This is a genomic window from Collimonas sp. NPDC087041, assembly GCF_044745265.1.
Lineage (GTDB): Bacteria > Pseudomonadota > Gammaproteobacteria > Burkholderiales > Burkholderiaceae_D > Collimonas.
In genome coordinates this window covers 53,592-78,210 of record NZ_JBIUZX010000009.1, presented here as the reverse complement: position 1 = coordinate 78,210, position 24,619 = coordinate 53,592, and the positions used below count along the sequence as shown (strand labels likewise).

Below are 24,619 nucleotides of genomic sequence, written 5' to 3'. Positions count from 1 at the left end.
ACTCAGACGCCAGCAAATCGACTTGCCAGCCAAATATCTAGGATACCACCGCGACGCCAAAAACGGGGTGCTGCGTCACGCACAACCCCGAACCGAAAAAACAGGTAAGCTCATACGTCAAATCGGCTGTCAATCAACCAAGATCATCATTATTTGCTCCAAGAGGAAATCGTCATGACTCGCAAGACTCCCATCGAGCGTTACCGGAACATCGGCATCAGCGCCCATATCGATGCCGGCAAGACCACCACTACCGAACGCATCCTGTTCTACTCCGGCGTCAGCCACAAGATCGGCGAAGTGCACGACGGCACCGCCACCATGGACTGGATGGAGCAGGAACAGGAGCGCGGCATCACGATCACGTCGGCCGCCACCACCTGTTTCTGGCAGGGCATGGCAGGTAACTATCCGATCCACCGCATCAATATCATCGACACCCCGGGGCACGTCGATTTCACCATCGAAGTCGAGCGTTCCATGCGGGTGCTGGATGGCGCCTGCATGGTCTACGATGCAGTCGGCGGCGTCCAGCCGCAATCCGAAACAGTTTGGCGCCAGGCCAACAAATACGGCGTGCCGCGGCTGGCGTTCGTCAACAAGATGGACCGGGTCGGCGCCGATTTCTTCCGCGTGCACCAGCAGATCCAGGATCGCCTCAAGGGCAATCCGGTGCTGGTGCAGATTCCGGTCGGCGCCGAGGAAAATTTCCACGGCGTGGTTGACCTGATCAAGATGAAGGCGATCATGTGGGATGACGCCACCCAGGGCGTCAAGTTTGAGTACATCGACATTCCAGCTGCCCTGCAGGCCAGCGCCCAGGAATGGCGCGGCCGCATGATCGAAGCGGCGGCCGACGCCAGCGACACCATGATGCAGAAATACCTGGATGGCGAAACCCTGAGCGAAGAAGAGATCAAGGCAGCGCTGCGCAAGCGCACGATTGCCGGCGAAATCGTACCGATGCTGTGTGGCAGCGCCTTCAAGAATCGCGGCGTACAAGCGCTGCTGGATGCCGTCATCGATTTCCTGCCGGCGCCGACCGATATCCCACCGGTCAAGGGACACGCGCAGGACGATTCGATCATCGAGCGGCGCGCCAGCGACGACGAGAAATTCTCCGCCCTCACCTTCAAGATCATGACCGATCCGTTTGTCGGCCACCTGAGCTACTTCCGTGTGTATTCCGGCGTGCTGGTGTCCGGCGATTCGGTATTCATTCCGAATAAAGGCAAGAAGGAAAGAATCGGCCGCGTGCTGCAGATGCACGCCAATCACCGCACTGAAATCAGCGAGGTGTACGCCGGCGATATCGCCGCCGCGGTCGGCCTAAAGGAAGCCAGCACCGGCGATACGCTGTGCGATCCGAGCAGCATCATCACGCTCGAAAAAATGATTTTCCCGGATACCGTAATCTCGCAGGCGGTTGAACCGAAGACCAAGGTCGACCAGGAAAAAATGGGGATTGCGCTCAGCCGACTGGCCGAGGAAGATCCATCGTTCCGCGTCAAGACCGACGAAGAATCGGGCCAGACCATCATCTCCGGCATGGGTGAGCTGCACCTGGAAGTGTTGGTGGAACGGATGCGGCGCGAGTTCGGCGTCGATGCATCAGTCGGCAAGCCGCAGGTAGCATTCCGCGAAACCATCCGCAAGACATGTGAATCGAGCGAAGGCAAGTTCATCAAGCAGTCCGGCGGTCGCGGTCAATATGGCCACGTGGTGCTGAAGATCGAACCGCAGCCGCCCGGCAAGGGCTTCGAATTCATCGACGCGATCAAGGGTGGCACCGTGCCGCGTGAATATATTCCAGCGGTCGAGAAAGGCGTGCGCGAAACCTTGCCGACCGGCGTGTTGGCTGGCTATCCAGTGGTCGACGTCAAGGTCACGCTGTTCTTCGGCTCCTCGCACGATGTCGATTCCAACGAAAACGCCTATCGCATGGCCGCTTCGATGGCATTCAAGGATGGTTGCCGCAAGGCCAGCCCGGCCTTGCTGGAACCGATGATGGCGGTCGAAGTGGAAACGCCAGAGGAAAAAATGGGCGACGTGATTGGCGACCTGTCGTCGCGGCGCGGCATGATACAAAGCATGGACGACATTCCAGGCGGCGTCGGCAAGATCATTCGCGCCGAAGTGCCGCTAGCCGAGATGTTCGGCTATTCGACCACGCTGCGTTCACTGACCCAGGGACGGGCCACTTATACGATGGAATTCAAGCACTATGCTGAAGCGCCGGCCAATGTGACCGACGCCGTGGTGAATGCCAAGCATGTCGGCGGCGGCAAACACTGAACGCAACCAGGGAAGCGGCCATGGCCGCTTCAATCCAACTGCTTCAATTCAATTACTAATTACCGTCGGCGTCGCGTTCCATGCCGTCCATCGGCAACAAATGACCCAGCTTGGAAGCTTTGGTATCGAGATAACGCGTGTTGAACGGATTCCTGTTCAAAATCAACGGGATACGCTCGACAACGGTGATGCCGATCTTTTGCAATGCGGCTACTTTGCGAGGATTATTGGTCATCAGGCGCAACGCTGTGATGTCCAGGTGCTCCAGCATTGATTCGCACAGGCTGTAATCGCGCAGGTCGGCGGCGAAGCCAAGTTGCTGGTTGGCCTCGACCGTATCGGCGCCGCCATCCTGGATCCGGTAAGCCCGAATCTTGTTGATCAGTCCAATTCCGCGCCCTTCCTGGCGCAAATACAGTACCGCGCCACGCCCCTCGGCCGCGATTTTTTGCAGTGCGCCTTCCAATTGGGCGCCGCAATCGCAGCGCTGGCTGAACAGGGCGTCGCCTGTCAGGCATTCAGAGTGCACGCGCGCCAGCACCGGCTCGCCATCATTGACGGCGCCCAGAGTGAGTGCAAGGTGCTCCTTGCCGGAAGCATGGTCGACGAAGGCGTGCAGTTGGAATGTTGCCCATGGCATGGGCAGTTCGCAGGAGGTGACGTACTCCAGCTTGTGATCGGTTGCGGCAGCAGCAGACGGTGCGCCTTGCATAATAGTGGTGCTCATTAGGTAACTTTATTATCAATAAACAGCATGGCGTTGCATCAATTTCCCTCACAAGCCACACTTTAACTCTGGCAACAATTAGTCCATCCAGCATTTTACGAGTATTCAGCAAAATGCGTACGGCCGTGGCCAGTTAACACGTTCAAGGACTGTTACGCCCCGTCTTTTGGCGTTTGCCATCTTAAATGTAATTTTTTGTTATTTTACGACGTCAAATGGCGTTAGTCTGTTTTACCGGATATACCATTGCCCTCGTTTGCAGTTCACTGTAGATGCCAATGTGCTTGCATCGTGATCTTTTTCTCAGTAATGGCGTATGTAAGATCAATGTTCAACAAATTTGTTGTTAGAATTCCATCCATCCAAATTCAAGACGAATAATGCGCGAAGTCCCCGACCTGATTGCTTGCGAAGGATGCGATGCCGTGTATCGCAAGGTGGCGCTGCGCCCGCAGGAAATCGCCCATTGTCCGCGCTGCGGCACCGAACTGGATCGCGATACCGGGCGTCAGCGCGAGCGCATCCTGCCGCTCACGGTAGCCAGCCTGATCATGTTCGTCATTGCCAACACCTTCCCCATCGTCGAAATTGAGCTGCAAGGCTTGAGCAGCCGCACCACGCTGTTCGGCGCGGTGCTGTCGCTGACCACCGAAGGCATGTCGCTGGTGGCGTTGCTGGTGCTGGCCACCACGATCCTGTTCCCGTTGCTGCAACTGCTGTTCCTGTTCTACCTGCTGGTATCGCTGGCTGGTCGGCGCCGCCCGCTTGGTTTCAGCTGGCTGGTGCGCGCCATGCAAAGCTTGCGACCATGGGGAATGATTGAGGTTTTCCTGCTTGGTGTGCTGGTGGCGGTGGTCAAGCTATCCAATATGGCCACCGTGATACCCGGCGTGGCCTTGTGGGCCTTCGGCGTGCTGACGGTCCTGCTGACGGCGGTGGTCTCTTTCAATCCGCGACATTTCTGGCAGATGGCATATGCAGAACAAGTCCAGGAAGGTTCCTGATGACGAGCGCCAATTCAGCCAATTCAAGCACAATCGTCGGTGATCGCAAGCACAGCGACGCCAGCGCAGCCGGCCTGGAAGAAAACGAAGATTTGCCGGTACACACCGCGGCCGGCCTGGGCATGATGTCCTGTCATCACTGCGGCACCGTGTGGCAGGAAGTACGTGAACATGAGCACTGCCAGCGCTGCGGCACCGCACTGCACTGGCGCAAACCGGATAGCATCCGGCGCAGCTGGGCCTTCCTGATTGCCGCCTGCATCATGTACATCCCGGCCAACCTGATGCCTGTAATGATTACCAAGACCTTGCTTGGCGTCCAGGAAGACACCATCATGAGCGGCGTGATCTATTTCTGGGTGTCCGGCGCCTGGGAACTGGCGGCGATCATTTTCATCGCCAGCTTCCTGGTGCCGCTATTCAAGCTGGCCTCGCTGATCCTGCTGACGCTGACCGCGCAGCGGCACAGCCGCTGGCGCCGCCTGGAGCGCGCCAAGCTGTATCGGCTGGTGGAAATCATCGGCCGCTGGTCGATGCTGGATGTATTCGTGGTGTCGCTGTTGGCCGGACTGGTGCAGATCGAAGGCTTTGCCAAGATCACTGCCGGCTTCGGCGTGCTGGCGTTTGCCTCGGTAGTGGTGCTGACAATGCTTGCCGCGCTCAGTTTCGATCCGCGCCTGACCTGGGACAGCAGCGATCAAGAGTTAGATGAAACGAAAGAAAGTACAAGATGAGTGATGAAAACACCGTGCCGCCGATTCCGTCCTTGCCGGAGCCGAAACTGAGCCGCAAACGCGACTGGCTGCCGTCTCTTATATGGTTGATCCCGATTGTTGCCGCGGTGGTTGGCCTGACGCTGGTGGTCAAGATCCTGGTCGAACGCGGCCCATCCATCACCATCACCTTCCGCACCGCCGAAGGCTTGGAGGCCGGCAAGACCAAGGTCAAATACCGTGATGTCGACATTGGCGTGGTGCAGACCATCACGCTGAGCAAGGACCGCAAGCACGTGCTGGCCAATGTCCAGCTGTCGAAAGAAGCCGAGAGTTTCACCGCCGCCGATACCCGTTTCTGGGTGGTGCGTCCGCGCGTGGCGGCATCCGGCATCTCAGGCCTGGGCACCTTGCTGTCGGGCGCTTACATCGGCGCCGACGCCGGTGTTTCCAAAGACACGAAAGACAATTTCACCGGACTGGAAGTGCAGCCGATCGTTTCGCTCGATTCCCCCGGCAAGCAATTCATGCTGCATGCAACCGATATCGGCTCGCTGGATATCGGCTCGCCTATCTACTTCCGCCGCATCAAGGTAGGCCAGTTAGCTGCCTACGATCTGGATGAAGACGGCAAAGGCGTCACGCTGCGCATTTTCGTCGACAAGCCTTATGAAAAATTCATCGGCGTCAATACCCGTTTCTGGCATGCCAGCGGCTTTGACATGCAGATCAATGCCAGCGGTTTCAAGCTGCGCACCCAATCGTTGGCCACCGTGGTACTGGGCGGCATTGCATTCCAGGCGCCGGAAGACAACCTCGGCCCGCTGGCCAAGGAGAACACCACCTTCACACTGGCGGATGACCAGGAAACCGCGATGAAGGAACCGGACGGTCCGTCGGAAACAGTCCTGCTTTACTTCAACCAATCGCTGCGCGGCCTGACTCCGGGCACTACTATCGATTTCCGTGGCGTGGTACTGGGTGAAGTCAAGTCGATCGGCCTCGAATACGATGCCAAGAAACGTGAATTCCAGATGCCGGTTGCGGTGCAGATATACCCGGAGCGACTCGGACGCAAATATGCCGAGGATGAACGTCACTCCGAGTACACCGCCAAGCAGCGCCTGGAATACATGGTCAGCCGCGGTCTGCGTGCGCAACTGCGCACCGGCAATCTGCTGACAGGTCAGTTGTACATCGCGCTCGACTTCTTCCCGAAAGCGCCGCCGGTCAAGATTGACACCTCTTCCTCCGTCATCGTATTGCCGACAATCCCGAACAGCCTGGATGAAATCCAGTCGCAGATCGCAGAAATCGCCAAGAACCTGAGCAAGGTGCCGTTCGACCAGATCGCCACCGATCTGCGGACGACGCTGGGCACAATGAACCGTACGCTGCTCAACGCCGAACAACTGACCAAGAGCCTGAACAATGACGTCGCGCCGGAAATCACTTCGGCCATGAAGGATGTGCGCAAGACGCTGGACAACGCCAACCGCACCCTGTCCGACAATTCGCCGTTGCAACAGGACATTCGTCAAACCCTGCAGGAATTGACGCGCTCGGCGGCATCGCTGCGGGTATTGACCGATTATCTGGAACGCCATCCCGAATCGCTGATTCGCGGCAAGCAGGAGGAAAACAAATAATGAGATTGACCATGCCAAGATCGACACTCCTGAGTGCACTGGCGACAGCCCTGCTGCTCGCTGGCTGCGCCTCGGCGCCTACCCATTTCTATACGCTGGCAACGCCCGCGAACACTGCGAGCGCAGCACCAACCGGCACGGCATCGAATGCGCGCACCTTCATCGAAATATCGCCGATCGCCTTGCCGGAACGGCTAGCCCGCCCGCAACTGGTGGTGCGCAGCGCCGGCGCGACATCCGCGACCCGGGTCGACATCCTGGAACAGGAGCGCTGGTCCTCGCCATTCAACAATGAATTGCGCGACGCCTTCGCCAGCGGCCTGGCCAATCGCCTCAACGCCACCGACGTCAGCCGCAACGGCCGACCAACCGACCAACCGGTATACCGCATCGCCATCGAACTGCGCGAATTCGACGCCATCCCCGGCCAGCAAGTACAAGCCACTTACGGCTGGACCATCACCCGCTCCGACAACAGCCGCACCACCGCCTGCCAACTCACGCTAACAGAACCGGTAGGCAGCGGCATCGACGCACTGGTGCTAGGCGTGCAACGCACGGTAACCGGCGCGGTAGATGGGATTGCGGCGAATGTTGAAGGTTTCAAGGCGAATGCAGTGACCGTTTGCAAAAGCTGATGTTTGATGAGTGAGGCTTGAGCTAACGCCACCGCATGCGCTCCGTGGTCCGTTAAATGGGGTCAGAGTAATTTTCGCAAAAGGCCGCGAAAAAAAACTCTGACCCCATTTAACTTCTCGGGGGCTGGTTTTGACGTTGCAGTTGAAGTTGTTTTTGACGTGGCCGTTGCTTTTGACTTTTCGCATGCTGACGTTGCCAAATGAGCCGGGTGACAGTCGGGAATTATGGGACACATGTTTGAGCGCAGCGAGTTTGTGTCCCATCCGACTGGCGCACGGCGCATTTGGGGACCCGCCGAAGGCGGGCAACGGCTGTGCGATCGCCTTTCTTTGCTTACTTTCTTTGGCGAAGCAAAGAAAGTGAGTAGCTGCCGGGCTACCCCCGGCTAGTCTCCACGGAGTAGCAACCGCTTTAAGTAACGTCAGACTGACCTGCTCCCCGAAATTAGCAACATAGCTCAGTAGAGTCGGTGGTTGCAAATTGATGTTTGGCCGCAAATTCGATTGGCGTGGCGTAACCAAGCGAACTATGCGGTCGGGTTGAATTGTAATCCTGACGCCACATTTCAATGAGAATGCGTGCCTCATATAGCGTCGAGAACCATTGATCATTGAGACATTCATCACGAAACCGTCCATTAAAACTTTCGATATACGCGTTCTGGGTTGGCTTGCCGGGTTGCGTGAATGCGAGCCTGACGCCGCGTGCGCTGGCCCAGGCATCCAACGCCAGACTGGTAAATTCAGGGCCATGATCGACGCGAATCATGTTTGGCAAAGGCCGATGTTCAGCGATGCGGTCCAACACCCGCGCCACTCGCAGCCCCGAGATCGAAGTGTCGACTTCGATGACAACGCTCTCCTTGGTGAAGTCGTCAACGACGTTCAAACAACGTATACGCCGGCCATCTGCCAAGGCGTCATGGATGAAGTCCATCGACCAAGCATGATTCGGTCGGTCGGGAAGTAGCAAAGGCACTCGTTCGGTCAGAGCGATCCGTTTGCGGCGACGTTTTCTCACCGCTAAGCCAGCTTTACAATAGAGCCTGTAGACGCGTTTGACATTGATGACCCAGCCTTCTCGTTGCAGCAAGATATGAATCCGTCGGTAACCGAAACGCCGTCTCTCCCGGGCAAGCGTGCTAATACGCACACTCAGGGCACCATTGGCGTCGGCTCTCGCTTGATAGCGCACCACCGAAGTCGATATATTCATCAGCCCGCAGGCACGGCGCTCAGAGAGCTGCCATTCCATTTTCAGAACGGCAACCGCTTCGCGACGTGCTTGCGGGCTTACCACTTTCGAGAAACGACATCCTTCAAGGCCGCATTGTCGAGCAGAGAATCAGCTAGCAAGCGCTTGAGCTTACTGTTCTCTTCTTCGAGCGCTTTGAGGCGTTTGGCATCGGAGACCTCCATGCCGCCAAATTTAGCCTTCCACTTGTAATACGATGCCTCCGAGAAGCCGTGCTTGCGGCACAGCTCCTTTACCGGCAGACCGGCATCGGCTTCCTTCAAAAATCCAATGATCTGTTCTTCAGTAAATCGCTTCTTCATCGTCCGTTCCTTTGAGAATCGGACTCTACTACGTTATGAAGCTAATGTTGGGGGCAGGTCAACACCACCACACTCACTCCGTGGCCCGTTAAAAGGGGTCAGAGTAATTTTCGCAAAGAACCGCGAAAAAAAACTCCGACCCCATTTAACTTCTCGGGGGCTGATTTTGACGTTGCAGTTGAAGTTGTTTTTGACGTGGCCGTTGCTTTTGACTTTTCGCATGCTGACGTTGCCAAATGGGACGGGCGACAGTCGGGAATTATGGGACACATGTTTGAGCGCAGCGAGTTTGTGTCCCATCCGACTGGCGCACGGCGCATTTGGGGACCCGCCGCAGGCGGGCAACGGCTGTGCGATCGCCTTCTTTTGGTTACTTTTCTTGGCGAAGCAAGAAAAGTGACTAGCTGCCGGGCTACCCCCGGCAAGCTTCCACGGAGCAGAAACCGTTTTAAGTAACGTCAGACGAAAAAGGCTGATGCATCACCACACTCACTCCGTAGCCCGTTAAAAGGGGTCAGAGTAATTTTCGCAAAGAACCGCGAAAAAAAACTCTGACCCCATTTAACTACTGATCCGAGCTACGCGCTGCCGTAGCTACCTGGCCGCAAAGCGTCCTCAGAGACGCTTCAAAACCGCTCGTAACCCAGCAAATAGCGCCACTCGCCAACAGCCAAGCCCGCCATCGGCACGCGCCCGATGCGAATCCGCTTGATTGCCACCACCTGCAAGCCAACCTGCTCACACATATGCACGATCAAGCCCCGCGGCGGTGCTTTCATCGCAAAGCGCAAACGCGTCTCGTTCTGCCAGCTCACCTTGATCGGCGGCAGCGGCTTACGATTGAAGCTCAAGCCGTGATTCAGCAATTTCAGGCCATCCTCAACGATGGCACCGGCAACTTCCACGATATATTCATGCTCGATCTTCGCCGCATCGTCCACCAGCTTGCGCGTGACACGCCAATCCTGGCTAAAGATCAGCAGGCCGCTGGCCAAGGTTTCAAGCGGCTCAATCAGCGTCAGATTCGACAAATGACGTTTCAGGAAGCGCAGTTCGGCGCGATCATCGGCAGCCCGCTTGTCGGCCAGGATCAAGCTCGAAGCGAGCTCAGCCACCGGCAATTGCGGATCTGCAAACAGATCGAGGCCGGCCGGTTTGTGAAACAGGATGGTGACCGGATCCTGGGATTCAAGCGTGGCCTCCGGCGCCAACTCGATTTTTTGCCGGGCGCTGATACGAAATCCCGGCTCCTCCACCACGACACCATCGACCTTGACCCAACCGCCCTCGATATATTGTTCGGCTTCACGGCGCGAACAGGTTTGCTGTTCGGCCAGGTATTTGGCAAGGCGGATGGATTCTGTCATAGGTAAGGTATCGGATAAGGTCGGTATAGCGGGCGGCTATTGTAACCGCCGCACGTTTATTTGCGATACAGCTCGGGACGCGACTTGTTGCGCTGCTCGTAGATGGTCTTGGCATCCACGCGGGCGTTCTCCAGCGTGCGCAAGGCTGGCTCATCATCGTGCAAGGTGAAGAAATCGGCCGCCTGCGCGCGCATCACATATTTGATGGCGGCAGCATCGGACAAATCATAAATTTCTACCATCAAGGTAGTGACTTCATCCAGGTATTCTTCGTAGGTCATGTTCAACTCCAGTTGTTTCCGGCGGGGCGTTTCGCACACGGAAACGCAACTCGCCGGCTCCGCTCACCTTCATCCACTGCGTTACAGGAAAAGCTCGGCGGGCGTATTTTGCATCAAATGCTACGCCAAACCAAATGAATGCGTTGCACGGCAGCGATACGCAACTCAAAAACGTTACCGTTTTTTCTTCATCGGCGCCTTCAATGCCTTGAACTTGCGCCACAAACGAACAATTTCCAATTGCCGATCCTTGTTCATCGTCGCCAGCGAAGCCACCGCCAGGTCGCATTGGGACCCCAGCTCGGGCTGATCCAATGCGATCTGCGCCAACAGCCTGCCTGCGACGCTGACGTCGTTGGCCCTGCCCATCGCGTCCTGCAGTCCGCCCAGCGCGCCGACGAAGGCGTGCTGTCGCTTGGCCGGCAGATAAGATTCAAAGAATTCCACCGCATAGCGCAGCTTCTTGGCTGCAATCCTCGCTCGATGACGACGCGCCGCGCTGCAATGCGCGAGATGCTTACCGCGTTTGAGTAACTTTTCCTGCAAGGCTGACAGTTTTTTCGCTGCGAACTTCTGCAATGGCGCCGCCAACGCGTCCTGCTGGGATGCGCCTAGCGCATCGCGCCAGCGCTGTGCACTAAGCCAGGCGCCGAGCTGTAACAGCAACCGAGAATAGGCCGGCGACTCAATCGCAGCCGCCGCAATATGACGTTGGCGGACGGCTTCCTTAAACGCCCGTTGACGCAGCTGATCGAGTTCGCTGCTGTCAGGGCATTCTGCGATCGCATCTGACAATGTCGCTGTCGCCAGAACTTCCCAGTCGCGTGCCGGACCCAGCGCGTCTCCCAGCCAATCGATCTGCTCCAATATCTCAGGCGGCACCGGCAAGCGTTTCTTGAACAATTCCAGGGTGGCGCGCAAACGCCGCAGGCCGACACGCATCTGATGCAGATGTTCAGGATCGACACCTTGCGCCACGCCTTCTTCATTGCCCTGCACCTGTGTCAGGCAGCTAGCAACCAGTTGCAGGAATCCCTGCTCCAGCGTCAATTCCGACGCCAACCAGAGCGTCGGCGCCCGCACCACCGCGGGCGGTTGCGGCGCATGCAACGCATAACCGCGCTCAGCCTTGCTGACATTGGCGACACGCAACGGCAAATCCCGCTGCAACTCCAGCGCAAATTCGAACAAGGCCGATGGCGCACCGGATTTCAACTCCAGTTCGATCTCACTGATCGGCTGGCTGTTTGCATCGCGCCGCACTTCACCCTGATCCAGCGCCAGTTCCACCTCGGCGCCACCGGCCAGCCGTAGCATCCAGATGGTGCGACGGAAGGTCGTAGTAAAAATCGGCTGCAAGCGTTGCGCCAGATTAGGCGGTGATAGCAAACCCGCGAGCGGCGAATCGCCGTCGATCAGCGTGCGCAAGGCATCCAGATCCGGCACCGCGGACGCCACTTGCGATTCCCACTCGGGCCTCTGATGCAAGCCGGCGTCAACCCGCCCTCCGCTCTTGCAAGTCTGGATCCAGCGCGTCCCGACCTTGCGCACTCGCAGCGCAGTACGGTTCTGCTTCAGATACAAGTCGGGGGTGTCAAAGTAAATGCTGGTCAACTGCTGCGGGCGCGGCTTGCCGCTCGCGTACTTCTTCAGCAAAGGATGGCGCCGGAAGCGCGCAACATCGGCCGGGCTCAGCAGCAACTTTAATTCGATTTCCATAATTTTCCATGCCATACAGACAACAACAGGAGGCAAGCGGCAATCCGCTTCCTGGCCTGAACGCCATTGCCACAGTATACGCAGCCAATTACACCACGTCCCGTTAATTTAGCGGCAAGTAAAACCTATGTTATCCAAGCAGGTGCCTGACGGGTGATCACCGGCGACAAATCAATCTGCGAATTGCCTCCAAGTCGGCGTAACATGAACCTGGCACAGACAACATGAAACCATAGATAATGCCCATTCCCTACCTGAGAAAACTGACGGGTAAAGACCGCAGCCAGGAAGCGAACCGCCATCTGGCCATGTTCCTGTGCTTTATCGCCGGCGCCATCAACGCTGGCGGCTTTCTCGCTGTCGGGCAATATACGTCGCACATGTCCGGCATCATTTCCGCGATGGCAGATAATTTGGCGCTGGGGTCGGTCGGCCTGATGCTGGCTGGCCTGGCCGCCCTGCTCTCATTCCTGCTGGGCGCGGTTTCGTCGGCCGTGCTCATCAACTGGGGTCGTCGCCAGGAACTGCATGCGGAATATGCGCTGCCATTGATGCTGGAAGCCGGGTTGCTATTGCTGTTTGGTCTGCTGGGAGGCAATCTGGAAGGGCACAAATGGCTGTTCGTGCCGCTGACGGTGCTGCTGCTGTGCTACATCATGGGGCTGCAAAACGCCATCATCACCAAAATTTCGAAAGCCGAAATCCGCACCACGCACATGACCGGCATGGTCACTGATATCGGCATTGAAATCGGCAAGCTGGTCTATTGGAACAAATTCAAGGCAAGCGACAACCGGCTGCATGTGGTCGCCGACCGCGGCAAATTGCGCTTGCTGAGCACGCTGGTAACGCTGTTTTTCTGTGGCGGCCTGGTCGGCGCGATTGGCTTCAAGCAGATCGGCTTCATCGCCACAGCCCCGCTAGCCGCGCTGCTGATGTGCCTGGCGATCGTGCCGATCTTCGACGATTTCCTGAGTTTCCGACGCCGGACGTGAAATACGCCACTCCAGCCCGACGAAAACCTATGGCAGACGCACTTCACTGACTTCGTGGATCGCCGGCAAGGCGCGCAGTTTACCGAGAAGCGCATCGAATTCGGCCGGCATCACGCGCAGTAGCGCTACCGTCACCTCCTCGATCGTCGCGTCGTTGGCATTTTGCTCAACCACGAATTGTTCGATTTGCGCGGTGCCCTTGTCCAGCAACTGGCCGAACATCTGGAACGTCATCGCCCCGCGCGTAATCACCAGGCGCAGCTCGCGGCGTTGGCGAGCGACGAAGAAGCGCTTTTCCAGCGGCTTCAAACCGGCCAGAATGATCAGGATAATGGCAGTCGCGGCCGCCGCTGCAATGTACAAGCCGCCGCCGACCGCCAGGCCCACCGCAGCCACCGACCACAAGCTGGCAGCTGTAGTCAGTCCACGGATAACTTCACCACGCAGCAGAATCGAACCGGCGCCGAGAAAACCGATGCCGGACACCACTTGCGCCGCCATCCGCGATGGATCGAGTTCATAGCCCGGGCGCCCTACAACATCAGCAAAGCCGTAGGCCGAGACGATCATCACCAATGCCGAGCCGACGCACACCAGCATATGGGTACGCAGACCGGCGGCCCAGGACAGGCGCTCGCGGTCGAAACCGATGACACTACCCAATGCAGCCGCGATCAGCAGCCGGATAATCATTTCAAATTGATCCAATCTTGTATTCCTCCTGAAAATCTTAAAAACTGCGCAATACGTCTTAGCCCAGGTTCAACGTATTCGTCAGGTCGCCCAAAGGCGCCAGTCCATTGGCACGGAAAGCCGCGTCACGCGCGACCAGCGCGTCGAGCTTACGCAAACCGTGCAGGCGGGTGATGAAACGCATGATCGAGGTCGTATCGTAGACCGTATGGTCGACGAAACCTCTTTTGGCGTAAGGCGAAATGATTGTTGCCGGAATCCGCGAACCCGGCCCCCAGCGGTCGCCCTTCGGCGGCGCCACATGGTCCCACCAGCCGCCGTTTTCATCGTGCGTGACGATCACCACCATGTTTTCCCACTGCGGCCCGCGCTGCAGATGGGCGATCACATTGGCGATGTGGCGGTCGCCCGATTCGACATCGGCATAACCAGCGTGCAAGTTGAGGTTGCCCTGAGGCTTGTAGAACGTGACTGGCGGCAGTCGGCCGGCATCGATGTCGGCCAGGAATTTGTTGGTCGCTGGCTCATCACCCAGGCCGGCGTCTTTCAGATGGGCCTCACGCATGGAAGTTCCCGGCGCAAAACTCTTGAAGTAATTGAACGGCTGGTGATGAAACTGAAAATTCGGTACTGCGTCGTCGTTGGCTTTGCCAGCCAGCGCCACTTGCCAGGCGCCAGCATACCAGGCCCAGTTGACGCCCTTTTCCGACAAGCGGTCACCAATGGTTGGATAGGTTTGCGGCGGCAGCACCATCGGATCGCTGGCGTCGGCATAAGCAGTATCGCCACCTGGCGCCGGCTTGACGAAGCTCGGCTGGTACGGCGGCGCCATGGTGTTGACCGCATAGCCGTCCGGCGTGATGGCCCGATCGCGCTCGAATTTGGGCGGGCCATCCAGCGCCGAAGCCGGGTTATGTTCAGCCAGCTGCAAACGGGCGCCGGTCGGATCGTCTCCTTCCACCTTCGACACGTTATGACGCGCCGGGCTGTTATGCACGTCGGGGTAGAACGGGGTCTGGCCGGACACCAGGAAAATGTGGTTGAGATAAGAGCCGCCAAACGCCGACATGAAAAAATTGTCGCACAGCGTGTACTGCTCGGCCAACTTCCACAAACGCAGTTTGCTGGCGGTCTCGCCGTAGTGGCCCATGGTCAGCGCGCCGGAATCGGCCCAGGCGACGAACTGATCGTTCTTGCCGCCGTTGATCTGCATCTGGTTCTGGTAAAACTTGTGCCACAGGTCGCGCGTGATCACGCCTTGCGGCAAAGGTTTGCCGTGCTGGTCGGAGAGTTTGAACGGCGCATTCGGCAAACCGGTGATCTGGTCTTCCGCAATCACATAGCGCTGACCGTCTACCTGCTGCGCCTGCGGCACCAGGCCGCCCCAGATTTTCGGGAACTGCGGCAAGGCTGTCTTGCCATCGCGATCCAGTTGCGTGAAGCGCGCCTGGGCCACTTGCGCCAGCGGCTTTTGCACACCGGGGAAATTGCCATACAAATTATTGAAGCTGCGGTTTTCGGCATAGATCACCACCACATGCTTGACGGCGGCTTGCAGCTTCTGGTCCAGTTGGCGGTCCTGCGAGGCGTCGGCAATCTGTTGGCTGGCGTCGCTTGCGCAATCGGACAAGGCCAGTGTGGCGCCCACTGCAACGACGCTGCCGAGGAAGCGGCGACGGGTGAAACCCGTGGCTTCATCTTCAATAGGTGATTCCGGTTTTTTATGATCAGTCATGGATGTTGTTCTTGACGTTTGATTTCTACGGAAAGCATTGTGGCCCAAGCAAAAGCCATTGTCGACATGCCGGACTCGTCGTCAGGCCGGCAGCGGCGTTCTCAGCGTGACGAATTCTTCAGCCGAAGTCGGGTGGATGCCGATGGTCTCGTCAAACACGCGCTTGGTGGCGCCGGCGCGCAGGGCGACGGCGATGCCCTGGATGATCTCACCGGCATCCGGCCCAACCATATGGCAACCCAGCACCTTGTCGCTGACAGCATCGACCACCAACTTCATGAAGGTCTTCTCGTGGAAATCGCCAAGGCTCAACTTCATCGGCCGGAAACGGGTTTCAAATATTTTCAGCTGATGGCCGGCGCTACGCGCCTGTTCTTCGCTCAGGCCCACCGTGCCGATGTTCGGCAAGCTGAATACTGCGGTCGGAATCAGTTGATAGTCGACAGGATGATATTCGTCAGGCCGGAACAGGCGGCGCGCCACCGCCATGCCCTCGGCCAGCGCCACTGGCGTCAGTTGCACGCGACCGATGACGTCGCCCAGCGCCAGGATCGATGGCTCTGAGCTGCGATATTCCTGGTCGACCTTGACGAAACCTTTGTCGGTAAGCGCAACGTTGACATTTTCCAGGCCGAGATCATCCAGCATCGGCCGCCGGCCGGTGGCATAGAACACGCAGTCGGTCTCGAGCACGCGGCCATCCCGCAAGGTTGCGGCCAGGCTGCCGTCGGCCTGTTTGTCGATGCGGGCGATGTCGGCCTTGAATTGCAGGTCGACGCCCTTCTTGGTGAATTCGTCTTTCAGGTGCTCGCGCACGCCCTGGTCGAAGCCGCGCAGGAACAGGTCGCCGCGATACAGCAAGCTGGTCTGGGCGCCAAGGCCATGGAAGATCGAAGCAAATTCAACGGCAATATAGCCACCGCCGATCACCAGCACACGGCGCGGCATTTCCTTCAGGAAGAAGGCCTCGTTGGACGTGGTCGCGTATTCGCGGCCCGGAATATCCGGCACCTGCGGCCAGCCGCCGGTGGCGATCAGGATGTTGGCTGCGCTGATGCGCTGTCCGTTGATCTCGACCGTGTGCGGATCTAGCAATCTGGCATGACCTTCGTGCAGCGCGACGCCGCTGTTTTCCAGCAGGCCGCGATAGACATTGTTAAGGCGATGGATTTCGCGATTCTTGTTGGCGATCAGCGTCGGCCAATCGAACTGCGGCTTGCTGCTGGTCCAGCCGAAGCTCGACGCGATGGCGTAATCCTCACTGTAGTGGGCGCCGTAGACCAGGAATTTCTTCGGCACGCAGCCGACATTGACGCAGGTGCCGCCCAGATAGCGGCTTTCCGCCACCGCAACACGGGCGCCGAACCCAGCCGAAAAGCGCGCGGCGCGCACACCGCCGGAGCCGGCTCCAATTACAAACAGATCGACATCGAAAGACATTGGCACACTCCACAGTACTGGTGAACAATGGCCAAATCTTACGCTATTTGCCTCGCACGCGATGGTCGGGGAAAGCCTTGCCTCGGTCGATAGACTGAGGCGATTGGAATCCTAGTGCGACTGTTCGTAAGTAAAACTCGAGGACTTCAGCGCCGTAATCACAATGTGTTTGGCGCCGTGCATTTCGATATCCTTGTTTTCGTTCAGGAAGATATCGCCCTTGAAGTTTTCAGCGGTGATCCATAACAGGCCGCTCAGGCATTTGATGCGTTCGCCTTCTTTCAGGGATCTCTGGATCGAAATGGTCTGATCCTCGGCAAGATAGATCGGATCTAGCGCGTGCTGCCTGGTCTGCAGGTGGTGAATGTTTTCGGATTTCATCGCAATCGCCTTGTCTGTTGGACGTCATCGGACGTGAAAGCGCATTGCACGGCGTTATTCTGCCGTGTTGCAATTCATTATTATTTATTCCGATAGCCCACACAATCCAGTGAATCAGAACAACACTTGTGCCATGGCGGCACAAATCAAAACCATTGGGCGATTTTGTCGATAGCGATTTCGTTTGGTACAAGCAGTGATTGGGCTTCAGGCCGAGCTTGCGTCGGCCTCCAGCGGTTGCCAGCAACGGCGCCTGCAAATCGGTCATGCAGACGCCGGCGACGTTACTTAATCAAGCAATTCCGCATTCCATGCATGCACCGTTTGCCGCTGTTCGCCCAAGCCATCGATGCCGAGCCGCACCACATCGCCGTTCTTGAGGAAGACCTGCGGGTTCTGCCCCATACCGACGCCAGGCGGCGTGCCGGTGGAGATGATATCGCCGGGATACAGCGTGGCGAACTGGCTGATGTAATGCACCAGGAACGCCACATTGAAAATCATGGTCTTGGTATTGCCGTTCTGGAAGCGCTTGCCGTTGACTTCCAGCCACAATGACAGGTTCTGCGGATCAGCGATTTCATCAGCGGTGACCAGCCACGGACCAACCGGACCGAAGGTATCGCAACCTTTGCCCTTGTCCCAGGTACCGCTGCGCTCGATTTGATACTCGCGCTCGGAAACGTCATTGATCACGCAATAGCCGGCGACATGCTGCAATGCCTGGTCAAGCTCGACGTAGCGCGCCTTGCTGCCGATGACCACGCCCAGTTCGACTTCCCAATCGGTCTTGACCGAGTTCTTCGGCATCACGATCGGATCGTTAGGACCGCTCAGGCAGCTATCCCACTTATTGAACAAAATCGGTTCTTGCGGCACCGCCAGGCCGGATTCGGCAGCATGGTCGCTATAGTTCAGACCGACGCACATGAACTTGCCCACGCCGCTGAACGGCGTGCCGATGCGGCCCGGGGCGACGATCTCCGGCAGATCGGCAACATTGACTGCACGCAGCGCGGCCAACCCGGCTGGCGTCAATTGCTGCGGAGTGATGTCCTTGATAACGCCAGACAAGTCACGGACCTTGCCATGGGCGTCAAGAATCGCCGGTTTTTCCTGACCCTTGGGGCCGACGCGTAACAGCTTCATCTATTGTTTCTCCTTCAAATATCCATCGATGGCCAGTTTTGGCTGCCTGTCTGACAACAGGATTTTAAAATTGATTCAAACATTCTGCATTCTGCGCCAGAAAATCACTGCGATATCTCAACAGAATATCCGTCATCGGCTACTTTGAAGAAAATCGACAAATAGTTATCTGCATCAATAGTTTTTCCCTCAAAATATCGCCATCGATCCAATTCAACCTACCTGTCGTTTACCTGGAGCCGTCTATGCCGAATATCAATTTACTACTGGGATTTGCGCTAGTCGCGCTGGGCATGGTGCTGACACCCGGCCCCAACATGATCTACCTGATTTCGCGTTCGATCTGCCAAGGCCCGAAAGCCGGGTTCGTCTCGCTGGCAGGCATCGCCACCGGATTTCTTTTCTATATGCTGTGCGCGGCGTTGGGTATCACCGCGCTGCTGTTTGCCGTGCCGTTCGCCTACGATCTGCTGCGTTTCGGCGGCGCTGCCTACCTGCTGTACCTGGCCTGGCAAGCAGTAAAACCAGGTGGCCGCTCGCCGTTTGCAGTGCGCGACCTGCCCGCCGACAGCAACCGCAAGCTGTTCCTGATGGGCTTGTTCACCAATCTGCTCAACCCAAAGGTGGCGTTACTGTATCTGGCGCTGCTGCCGCAATTCATCGATCCGAACGGCGCCAGCGTCCTGGTGCAATCGGTGGTGTTGGGGGCGATCCAGATCTTCATCAGTATTGCCGTCAATTCCGCAGTCACGCTGGCCGCTGGCTCGATTGCCGGAATGCTGGCAAGCCGGCCGAGCTGGTTGCTGGTGCAGCGCTGGCTGATGGGCACCGTGCTGGCCGGCCTGGCCGTGAAGATCGCGCTGCAGGCAAAGAAATAACTTCTCCCGGGCGTGCACGACAGGCGCCGGCGGCGGCAAAACAATCCAGCGTGATGCCGTCCGCCCACTCGGCAAATGGACAACACGTTCACCCGTGAGTCGATTTATTGGCTAACATGCAAGCTTCCACGCAACCCGGAGTCGCCTGAATGCCGCATTTGCCGTTTGCCCTGATTTCCACCGTTGTCCTGCTGCTGCACATCGCCGGCATCTTTGCTGCCGCGCATGCACTGATGCACACACGCACCCCGCAGGGTTCCGTGGCCTGGGTATTCGGGCTGGTGCTGCTGCCCTATTTCACGCTGCTGCCTTACCTGTTCCTCGGCAGCAAACGCTTTTCCGGTTATGTCGAGCTGCACCATTCGCGCCTGGCGCGCCTGCGCAAGCTGGATGATCCTGAGCAACTGGCGCTGGCGGCGCGCCATCCTGCCGATCCCGGCGCACAGCGTTTCAAAGCCATCAGCGCCATGCTGGGCGTTCCCTTTCTCAGCGGCCACCACCTGCGCCTATTGGTCAACGGCGCGGCCGCCTTCGACGCGATCTTCGCAGCCATCGCCAGCGCAGAACATTATGTGTTGGTGCAATTCTTCATCATTCACGATGACGAACTTGGTCGGCGTCTGCAATCGGCCTTACTGGAGCGCGCCGCCGCTGGCGTACGCGTCTACGTGCTGTACGACGGCGTCGGCAGCCATGATCTGCCGAACAGCTACAGCGATATCCTGCGCGCTGGTGGCGTGCAGGTGCATCCATTTGCGACACGGCGCTGGCGCAATCGCTTCCAGCTCAACTTCCGCAATCACCGCAAGATCGTCGTGGTGGACGGCTGGCGCGGCTTTGTCGGAGGCTTGAATGTCGGCGAAGAATATCTGGGCCGCAAACCGCCGCTGGCGCCTTGGCGCGATACCCATATGGAATTGCAAGGGCCGGCGGTGGCCGACCTGCAACTGGCTTTCGATGAAAACTGGCACTGGATCACCGGCGACCTGCTCAGTTTGCTGCCGCCGCGCGCCAGCGCCGAAGGCGCCAATGCCACCAGCCTGATCGCCGCCACCGGGCCGGCCGACGCCCAGGAGACCTGCTCGCTGTTCTTCGTCGAAGCGATTCACGCCGCCCAGCGACGCCTGTGGCTGACCTCGCCTTACCTGGTGCCCGATTCGGCAGTGATGGCGGCCTTGCAGCTGGCGGTATTCCGCGGCGTTGATGTGCGCATCCTGATCCCGTCACGCCCCGATCACCGCACGGTCTACATGGCTTCGACACTGTATGCCCACGAATCGGTGCGCGCCGGCATCCGCGTATTTCGCTACCTGCCCGGCTTCACCCATCAGAAAGTGATGCTGATCGACGACGACACCACGGCAGTCGGCAGCATGAACCTGGATAACCGTTCGCTGCGCCTCAACTTTGAAATCAGTTCTTTGAATATCGATCCGACCTTCGCCGCCGAAGTCGAGACGATGCTACTGGCCGATTTTGAGCAAGCCCATGAAATCGATAGCGGCGAATACGCCCAATTCCATTATTTGTACCGGGTGGCGATACATGTCGCCAGGCTGATGAGTCCGGTGCTATAAATAGCGGCACGGCAGCGACTAAAGATTTGCTTTATTGCCATGTAAAAATTCAATGGCAAGCGCATTTTTATTACTGTGTTTTTATACAGTGATGTTATGCTGTCGCCGTATCGAATCTCTTACATCATTGACTTCATGGTTTCGCACATCCGTCGTATCGCACATCTGGATATGGACGCTTTCTACGCCTCGGTCGAGCTGCTGCGCTACCCCGACTTGCGCGGCCAGGCCGTAGTCATAGGAGGCGGCTCCAGGCACACCCCGGAAGTCGGCGAAGATGGCCAGCGGCGCTACGCCAAGCTGCGCGATTATGTCGGCCGCGGCGTCGTCACCACCTCCACTTATGAAGCACGGGCATTGGGCGTGTTTTCCGCGATGGGCATGATGAAAGCTGCCAAGCTGGCGCCCGATGCGGTCCTGCTGCCGACCGATTTCGAATCCTACCGTCATTACTCGCGGCTGTTCAAGGCTGCCGTAGCCAGCATTGCGCCGTTGATCGAGGACCGCGGCATCGATGAAATCTATATCGACCTGACCGAATTCGACGAGGATGTACGGGTGCTGGCGCAGCGTATCAAGGACGCCGTGCGCGACGCCACCGGTTTGTCCTGCTCCATCGGCATCGCGCCCAACAAGTTGCTGGCCAAGATTTGTTCGGAACTGGAAAAGCCAAACGGCCTGACTGTGATCACCGAGGATGACGTGGCGCCGCGCATCTGGCCGCTACGCGCCAGCAAGGTCAACGGCATTGGTCCCAAGGCCGCGGAAAAACTGGCAGCGCTGGGCATCCAGACCATTGGCGATGTGGCGGCGGCCGATCCGGCGCTGTTGCAGGACAATTTCGGCCGCACCTACAGCGAGTGGCTGATGCGCGCTTCACGCGGCCTCGATGAAAGGCCGGTTGTCACCAGTTCGGAAACCAAATCGATCAGCCGCGAAACCACCTTTGAACGCGATCTGCACGCCAAGCTGGATCGTGGCGTCCTGACTCCGATTTTCACGGATCTGTGCGTACGACTGGCCGGCGACCTGCAGCGAAAAGGTTACGTTGCACGCACCATCGGCATCAAGCTGCGCTTTGCCGATTTTCGTATCGCCACGCGCGACCTGACCTTGCCCGAAGCCACCGACGACGCGGCCGCCATCCGCCAGGCGGCCGGCGAGTGCCTACGCCGCATCACGCTGGATCGGCGCTTGCGATTGCTGGGCGTACGCGCCAGTGCGCTGTCGCGGAAAGAGGATGTCGCCAACGGCCCATCCGTGATGCAAGGCGAATTATTCAGCGAACCATAAACCAGGTCGCGCGCCCACTCACTTCTTGGCAACTACCTCAATGCAATAAAGACCCCATGGACACAACGCAAAACGCTGGTTGAGCGGCTTTTGCGCCTGTTCGGCGATGCGGTCGGCATCGTAAATGGCGAAGATCGGGCCGAAACCGCCAATAGCCATTGGCTGGCCGTCGATATGCGTGGCCAGGATGTAGCCGTATTGTCGCAGTTGAGAAAAACTCAATTGCGGCATGTAGCCATCGACTGAATGGAACACGATCTGCGTTTCCGCACCCTTGTTTGCACCGAGCATATCGAGTACCGCAGCCAGGCGCGGCCCGCGCAACTGATGCGGCTTGCTGTCGTATTCCAGGGTTGGATTGATGGTGACCTGCGGCAGTTTTTCCAGCGCCGCCAGGTCAAAGGTAAACGCCCGCTCGAATTGCACGTTCTGCTTGTGCATCATCTGGTCGATCACGGCATCGGTCGGGCCGCGATTGCTACGTTCAATTGCACCTGCAATCGTCAGTACGACCGGTCCGCTTGAATGCGTCGTCGATTTGGTTGTCGCGGCATAGGCCGATGTGCCCAGGGCTGCCAAGATAGAGGTTGTTGCGGTCGACAAAAATTGGCGTTTTTTCAATCGTGACTCCTTGAAAAGGTTTTATGTCCGCTGGATGCGTGTTTAAGGCATGATTGCGTTGTCGCAATTGTATTTGTCAACGGAATATCTGTCGCGACGTTTATAGCTTAGGCCGCTGCAATTGCGGATAGTGAAACCCAATCACCGGAAGGAATGAATATGAAAAAGCTATTAGGTATCGCCGCTCTTCTCCTTGCATTCACACCATTCGTCCATGCCCAGAATATGGATAATCCGCTGGCAAATCATCCTGAAGCCCGTAACGACCGTACTCCGGAAAGCTACGACCGTCATCGCGCCCCCGAACATAAGCGCCATGTAAAAAAACATCGTCGCCACGTTGAAGAAAAAAAATAATCTGATGTAGCTGCGCCGACTCGTCACACTTTGCGCATAGGCGAGTCGGTCCCAATGCCTTATTGGGGCACTCCGGCCACGGGCCGAACCAGATATCCCATTCCCGCAGAAATCAATAGCAGTATGGTCGCCGTCAACATGGCAATCTTGACGCCGTCGATCATGTTGCCGCCAAAGCTGTCGCTGACCAGCGCACCGAATACCGCCACTCCCACCGCTCCGCCAACCTGCCGCGCCGTATTAAGCACTGCCGACGCCGTGCCCGCCCGGTTCTTTTCGACGCTGGACAATATCGACGTCGTCATCGCCGGCACCGCCAGGCCCATGCCCCCCGGAATCAGCACGAAACCCGGCAGCATCTGCAGGAAACTGGCGTGCTCGGCGACGCCGATGCTACCCAGCAAACCGTAGCCTAGGGCGCCGATTGCACCGCCCAGCATCATTGGCAGGCGAATACCGGCGTGGCCGATCAGCCAGCCGCTGACCAGATTGGAAAAAATGAAGGTCGCCGTCAGCGGCAGGAATGCCAGGCCGGCTTGCAACGAGCTGTAGCCCAACAACTTCTGCAGATAAAAGCTGATGACAAAGATCACGCCATAGTAGGAAAAATTGACCAGCACACCAAACAACACCGCTGCCGAAAAACTGGTCTGCCGAAAAAATTGCAGCGGCAACATCGGATGTGCGGCCTTTTTCTCAACCAGGATAAAAGCCGTACCCGCAACCAGCGCCACAGCGAAACCTGCGAGCACCAACGGATGCAACAAGCCGAGCGGATGCAGTTCGATGACAGCGCCGACCAGGCCCGTCAGCGCCAGGATTGCAAGTATCTGGCCTGGCCAATCGAACGCGTCCGTATGCCGTTTGGCGGCAATCGCCGGCACCACGCGCATGGTCAGGAAAAATCCAAGTACACAAATCGGAATATTGACCCAGAAGATGCTACGCCAGCCGCCTGCCGCCAACAGCAAGCCACCGAGCACCGGACCGGCGGCAATCGACACGCCACCGGCGGCCGTCCACAGGCCGATCGCCTTGGCCAACAATTTCTTGTCGTGCGCACAGGCGCGATTCAGAATCGCCAGAGAACTTGGCACCAGCAATGCCGCGCCAATACCCTGCAAGGCGCGGGCGGCATTCAGGAAACCAGCATTCGGCGCCAGTCCGCAAGCCATCGAGGTCAATGCAAACAGCAGGAAGCCGGCCAGGAACAGTTTCTTAGAACCGAACTTGTCGCCCAAAGCGCCGGCCGACAACAGGAATACGGCAAAACCCAGCGTGTAGGCATCGACCACCCATTGTAGCGCTGCTACCGGCGCATGCAAATCGCTGCCGATTTTTGGCAAGGCGACATTGACGATAGTGATGTCGAGCTGGACGATAATGAAGGCAAAGCTGCTGGCGGCAATCGTCCAGCCTGCTGCTGGAATTGCTGCTTTCGCAACTGCGTTGGCGTCGCCCATTGGACGCACCGTTTGAGGGGTTGTCATTGCTACTACTCCGAAGTAATCAAGCCTTGATTCTGTGCTAGTTGTACCCGCTTGTCACAC

The 24,619-nt window shown here is 57.9% G+C and carries 21 protein-coding genes and 1 pseudogene; 10 read left to right on the top strand and 12 right to left on the bottom strand.

What is annotated here, in order from left to right:
• The first annotated feature begins 174 nt into the window (after positions 1-174).
• A complete protein-coding gene (fusA, locus tag ACIPF8_RS16775) occupies positions 175-2,295 on the top strand; it encodes an elongation factor G (RefSeq protein WP_400423156.1) in 2,121 nt (706 codons plus the stop codon).
• A 55-nt stretch (positions 2,296-2,350) separates the two neighbouring features.
• Here the strand turns inward: fusA and ribA are convergent, their stop codons facing one another.
• Entirely contained in the window at positions 2,351-3,022 is a 672-nt protein-coding gene (ribA, locus tag ACIPF8_RS16770) for a GTP cyclohydrolase II (protein ID WP_400423153.1), read from the bottom strand.
• A 380-nt stretch (positions 3,023-3,402) separates the two neighbouring features.
• Here ribA and ACIPF8_RS16765 point away from each other — a divergent pair, with 380 nt between their 5' ends.
• Genes ACIPF8_RS16765 through ACIPF8_RS16750 form a run of 4 tightly spaced genes read left to right on the top strand, consistent with a single transcriptional unit; the run spans position 3,403 to position 7,026 of the window.
• On the top strand, positions 3,403-4,026 hold the full coding sequence (locus tag ACIPF8_RS16765) for a paraquat-inducible protein A (RefSeq protein ID WP_400423150.1): 624 nt from the start codon (positions 3,403-3,405) through the stop codon (positions 4,024-4,026).
• Positions 4,026-4,760, top strand: coding sequence for a paraquat-inducible protein A (locus tag ACIPF8_RS16760; RefSeq protein WP_400423148.1), 735 nt, complete (start codon positions 4,026-4,028; stop codon positions 4,758-4,760). The genes ACIPF8_RS16765 and ACIPF8_RS16760 overlap by 1 nt, the downstream gene beginning before the upstream one ends.
• Complete coding sequence (locus tag ACIPF8_RS16755; protein WP_400423145.1) at positions 4,757-6,388, top strand: intermembrane transport protein PqiB; 1,632 nt, start codon at positions 4,757-4,759, stop codon at positions 6,386-6,388. Before ACIPF8_RS16760 ends, ACIPF8_RS16755 begins: the two co-directional genes overlap by 4 nt.
• 11 nt (positions 6,389-6,399) lie before the next feature.
• Positions 6,400-7,026 carry a membrane integrity-associated transporter subunit PqiC gene (locus ACIPF8_RS16750; protein WP_400423143.1) on the top strand — a complete coding sequence of 209 codons (627 nt, stop codon included), beginning with the start codon at positions 6,400-6,402 and terminating at the stop codon, positions 7,024-7,026.
• Positions 7,027-7,471: 445 nt separating this feature from the next.
• Here the strand turns inward: ACIPF8_RS16750 and ACIPF8_RS16745 are convergent.
• The 4 genes from ACIPF8_RS16745 to ACIPF8_RS16730 form a co-directional block, all read right to left on the bottom strand.
• Positions 7,472-8,583 (bottom strand): IS3 family transposase gene (locus tag ACIPF8_RS16745; RefSeq protein ID WP_400423141.1). Its coding sequence is split into 2 segments (ribosomal slippage): positions 7,472-8,325 and positions 8,325-8,583, totalling 1,113 coding nucleotides; the frame shifts between segments, so codons are not numbered across the junction.
• 626 nt (positions 8,584-9,209) lie between these two features.
• The gene (locus ACIPF8_RS16740; RefSeq protein WP_400423138.1) at positions 9,210-9,950 is read right to left on the bottom strand and encodes an rRNA pseudouridine synthase; all 741 of its coding nucleotides are present in this window, start codon (positions 9,948-9,950) and stop codon (positions 9,210-9,212) included.
• A 56-nt stretch (positions 9,951-10,006) separates the two neighbouring features.
• Positions 10,007-10,231, bottom strand: a complete 225-nt coding sequence (locus tag ACIPF8_RS16735) for a hypothetical protein (protein WP_400423136.1) — start codon at positions 10,229-10,231, stop codon at positions 10,007-10,009.
• A gap of 174 nt (positions 10,232-10,405) precedes the next feature.
• Positions 10,406-11,950, bottom strand: coding sequence for a CHAD domain-containing protein (locus tag ACIPF8_RS16730; protein WP_400423134.1), 1,545 nt, complete (start codon positions 11,948-11,950; stop codon positions 10,406-10,408).
• 239 nt (positions 11,951-12,189) lie between these two features.
• On the opposite strand from ACIPF8_RS16730, the pseudogene ACIPF8_RS16725 reads away from it, so the two are divergent.
• Positions 12,190-12,918 (top strand): annotated as a pseudogene (locus ACIPF8_RS16725) (YoaK family protein); the annotation flags it as partial.
• Positions 12,919-12,972: 54 nt separating this feature from the next.
• Here the strand turns inward: ACIPF8_RS16725 and ACIPF8_RS16720 are convergent.
• From ACIPF8_RS16720 to ACIPF8_RS16700, 5 genes are all read right to left on the bottom strand, one after another.
• The gene (locus ACIPF8_RS16720) at positions 12,973-13,638 is read right to left on the bottom strand and encodes an MgtC/SapB family protein (RefSeq protein ID WP_400423446.1); all 666 of its coding nucleotides are present in this window, start codon (positions 13,636-13,638) and stop codon (positions 12,973-12,975) included.
• A gap of 58 nt (positions 13,639-13,696) precedes the next feature.
• Positions 13,697-15,373, bottom strand: coding sequence for an acid phosphatase (locus tag ACIPF8_RS16715; RefSeq protein ID WP_400423131.1), 1,677 nt, complete (start codon positions 15,371-15,373; stop codon positions 13,697-13,699).
• Positions 15,374-15,454: 81 nt separating this feature from the next.
• Positions 15,455-16,813: a glutathione-disulfide reductase gene (gorA, locus tag ACIPF8_RS16710; RefSeq protein ID WP_400423129.1), complete on the bottom strand. Its 1,359-nt coding sequence runs from the start codon at positions 16,811-16,813 to the stop codon at positions 15,455-15,457.
• Positions 16,814-16,924: 111 nt separating this feature from the next.
• Positions 16,925-17,194, bottom strand: coding sequence for a DUF2917 domain-containing protein (locus ACIPF8_RS16705; protein ID WP_400423127.1), 270 nt, complete (start codon positions 17,192-17,194; stop codon positions 16,925-16,927).
• Positions 17,195-17,482: 288 nt separating this feature from the next.
• Entirely contained in the window at positions 17,483-18,343 is an 861-nt protein-coding gene (locus ACIPF8_RS16700; protein WP_400423125.1) for a fumarylacetoacetate hydrolase family protein, read from the bottom strand.
• Between the two features lie 245 nt (positions 18,344-18,588).
• Here ACIPF8_RS16700 and ACIPF8_RS16695 point away from each other — a divergent pair, with 245 nt between their 5' ends.
• From ACIPF8_RS16695 to dinB, 3 genes are all read left to right on the top strand, one after another.
• Entirely contained in the window at positions 18,589-19,221 is a 633-nt protein-coding gene (locus tag ACIPF8_RS16695) for a LysE family translocator (RefSeq protein ID WP_400423122.1), read from the top strand.
• Positions 19,222-19,370: 149 nt separating this feature from the next.
• A complete protein-coding gene (gene cls, locus ACIPF8_RS16690; RefSeq protein WP_400423121.1) occupies positions 19,371-20,798 on the top strand; it encodes a cardiolipin synthase in 1,428 nt (475 codons plus the stop codon).
• A 135-nt stretch (positions 20,799-20,933) separates the two neighbouring features.
• Complete coding sequence (dinB, locus tag ACIPF8_RS16685; protein WP_400423119.1) at positions 20,934-22,091, top strand: DNA polymerase IV; 1,158 nt, start codon at positions 20,934-20,936, stop codon at positions 22,089-22,091.
• Between the two features lie 18 nt (positions 22,092-22,109).
• Here dinB and ACIPF8_RS16680 read toward each other — a convergent pair whose 3' ends face one another.
• Complete coding sequence (locus tag ACIPF8_RS16680; RefSeq protein ID WP_400423117.1) at positions 22,110-22,712, bottom strand: molybdopterin-dependent oxidoreductase; 603 nt, start codon at positions 22,710-22,712, stop codon at positions 22,110-22,112.
• A gap of 159 nt (positions 22,713-22,871) precedes the next feature.
• Here ACIPF8_RS16680 and ACIPF8_RS16675 point away from each other — a divergent pair, with 159 nt between their 5' ends.
• Positions 22,872-23,069 carry a hypothetical protein gene (locus ACIPF8_RS16675; RefSeq protein WP_400423114.1) on the top strand — a complete coding sequence of 66 codons (198 nt, stop codon included), beginning with the start codon at positions 22,872-22,874 and terminating at the stop codon, positions 23,067-23,069.
• Positions 23,070-23,128: 59 nt separating this feature from the next.
• On the opposite strand, the gene ACIPF8_RS16670 is transcribed toward ACIPF8_RS16675, so the two are convergent.
• A complete protein-coding gene (locus ACIPF8_RS16670; protein ID WP_400423112.1) occupies positions 23,129-24,559 on the bottom strand; it encodes an MFS transporter in 1,431 nt (476 codons plus the stop codon).
• Between the last annotated feature and the right edge of the window lie 60 nt (positions 24,560-24,619).

Bases quoted from the DNA above. Each gene is read 5' to 3' on its own strand.
- dinB (WP_400423119.1), top strand. From the start codon at position 20,934: ATGGTTTCGCACATCCGTCGTATCGCACATCTGGATATGGACGCTTTC.
- fusA (WP_400423156.1), top strand. From the start codon at position 175: ATGACTCGCAAGACTCCCATCGAGCGTTACCGGAACATCGGCATCAGC.
- ACIPF8_RS16715 (WP_400423131.1), bottom strand. From the start codon at position 15,373: ATGACTGATCATAAAAAACCGGAATCACCTATTGAAGATGAAGCCACG.
- ACIPF8_RS16755 (WP_400423145.1), top strand. From the start codon at position 4,757: ATGAGTGATGAAAACACCGTGCCGCCGATTCCGTCCTTGCCGGAGCCG.
- cls (WP_400423121.1), top strand. From the start codon at position 19,371: ATGCCGCATTTGCCGTTTGCCCTGATTTCCACCGTTGTCCTGCTGCTG.
- ACIPF8_RS16750 (WP_400423143.1), top strand. From the start codon at position 6,400: ATGCCAAGATCGACACTCCTGAGTGCACTGGCGACAGCCCTGCTGCTC.
- ACIPF8_RS16675 (WP_400423114.1), top strand. From the start codon at position 22,872: ATGAAAAAGCTATTAGGTATCGCCGCTCTTCTCCTTGCATTCACACCA.
- ACIPF8_RS16740 (WP_400423138.1), bottom strand. From the start codon at position 9,950: ATGACAGAATCCATCCGCCTTGCCAAATACCTGGCCGAACAGCAAACC.
- ACIPF8_RS16765 (WP_400423150.1), top strand. From the start codon at position 3,403: ATGCGCGAAGTCCCCGACCTGATTGCTTGCGAAGGATGCGATGCCGTG.
- ACIPF8_RS16705 (WP_400423127.1), bottom strand. From the start codon at position 17,194: ATGAAATCCGAAAACATTCACCACCTGCAGACCAGGCAGCACGCGCTA.
- ribA (WP_400423153.1), bottom strand. From the start codon at position 3,022: ATGAGCACCACTATTATGCAAGGCGCACCGTCTGCTGCTGCCGCAACC.
- ACIPF8_RS16695 (WP_400423122.1), top strand. From the start codon at position 18,589: ATGCCGAATATCAATTTACTACTGGGATTTGCGCTAGTCGCGCTGGGC.
- ACIPF8_RS16700 (WP_400423125.1), bottom strand. From the start codon at position 18,343: ATGAAGCTGTTACGCGTCGGCCCCAAGGGTCAGGAAAAACCGGCGATT.
- ACIPF8_RS16760 (WP_400423148.1), top strand. From the start codon at position 4,026: ATGACGAGCGCCAATTCAGCCAATTCAAGCACAATCGTCGGTGATCGC.
- gorA (WP_400423129.1), bottom strand. From the start codon at position 16,813: ATGTCTTTCGATGTCGATCTGTTTGTAATTGGAGCCGGCTCCGGCGGT.
- ACIPF8_RS16730 (WP_400423134.1), bottom strand. From the start codon at position 11,950: ATGGAAATCGAATTAAAGTTGCTGCTGAGCCCGGCCGATGTTGCGCGC.
- ACIPF8_RS16670 (WP_400423112.1), bottom strand. From the start codon at position 24,559: ATGACAACCCCTCAAACGGTGCGTCCAATGGGCGACGCCAACGCAGTT.
- ACIPF8_RS16735 (WP_400423136.1), bottom strand. From the start codon at position 10,231: ATGACCTACGAAGAATACCTGGATGAAGTCACTACCTTGATGGTAGAA.
- ACIPF8_RS16720 (WP_400423446.1), bottom strand. From the start codon at position 13,638: ATGATTATCCGGCTGCTGATCGCGGCTGCATTGGGTAGTGTCATCGGT.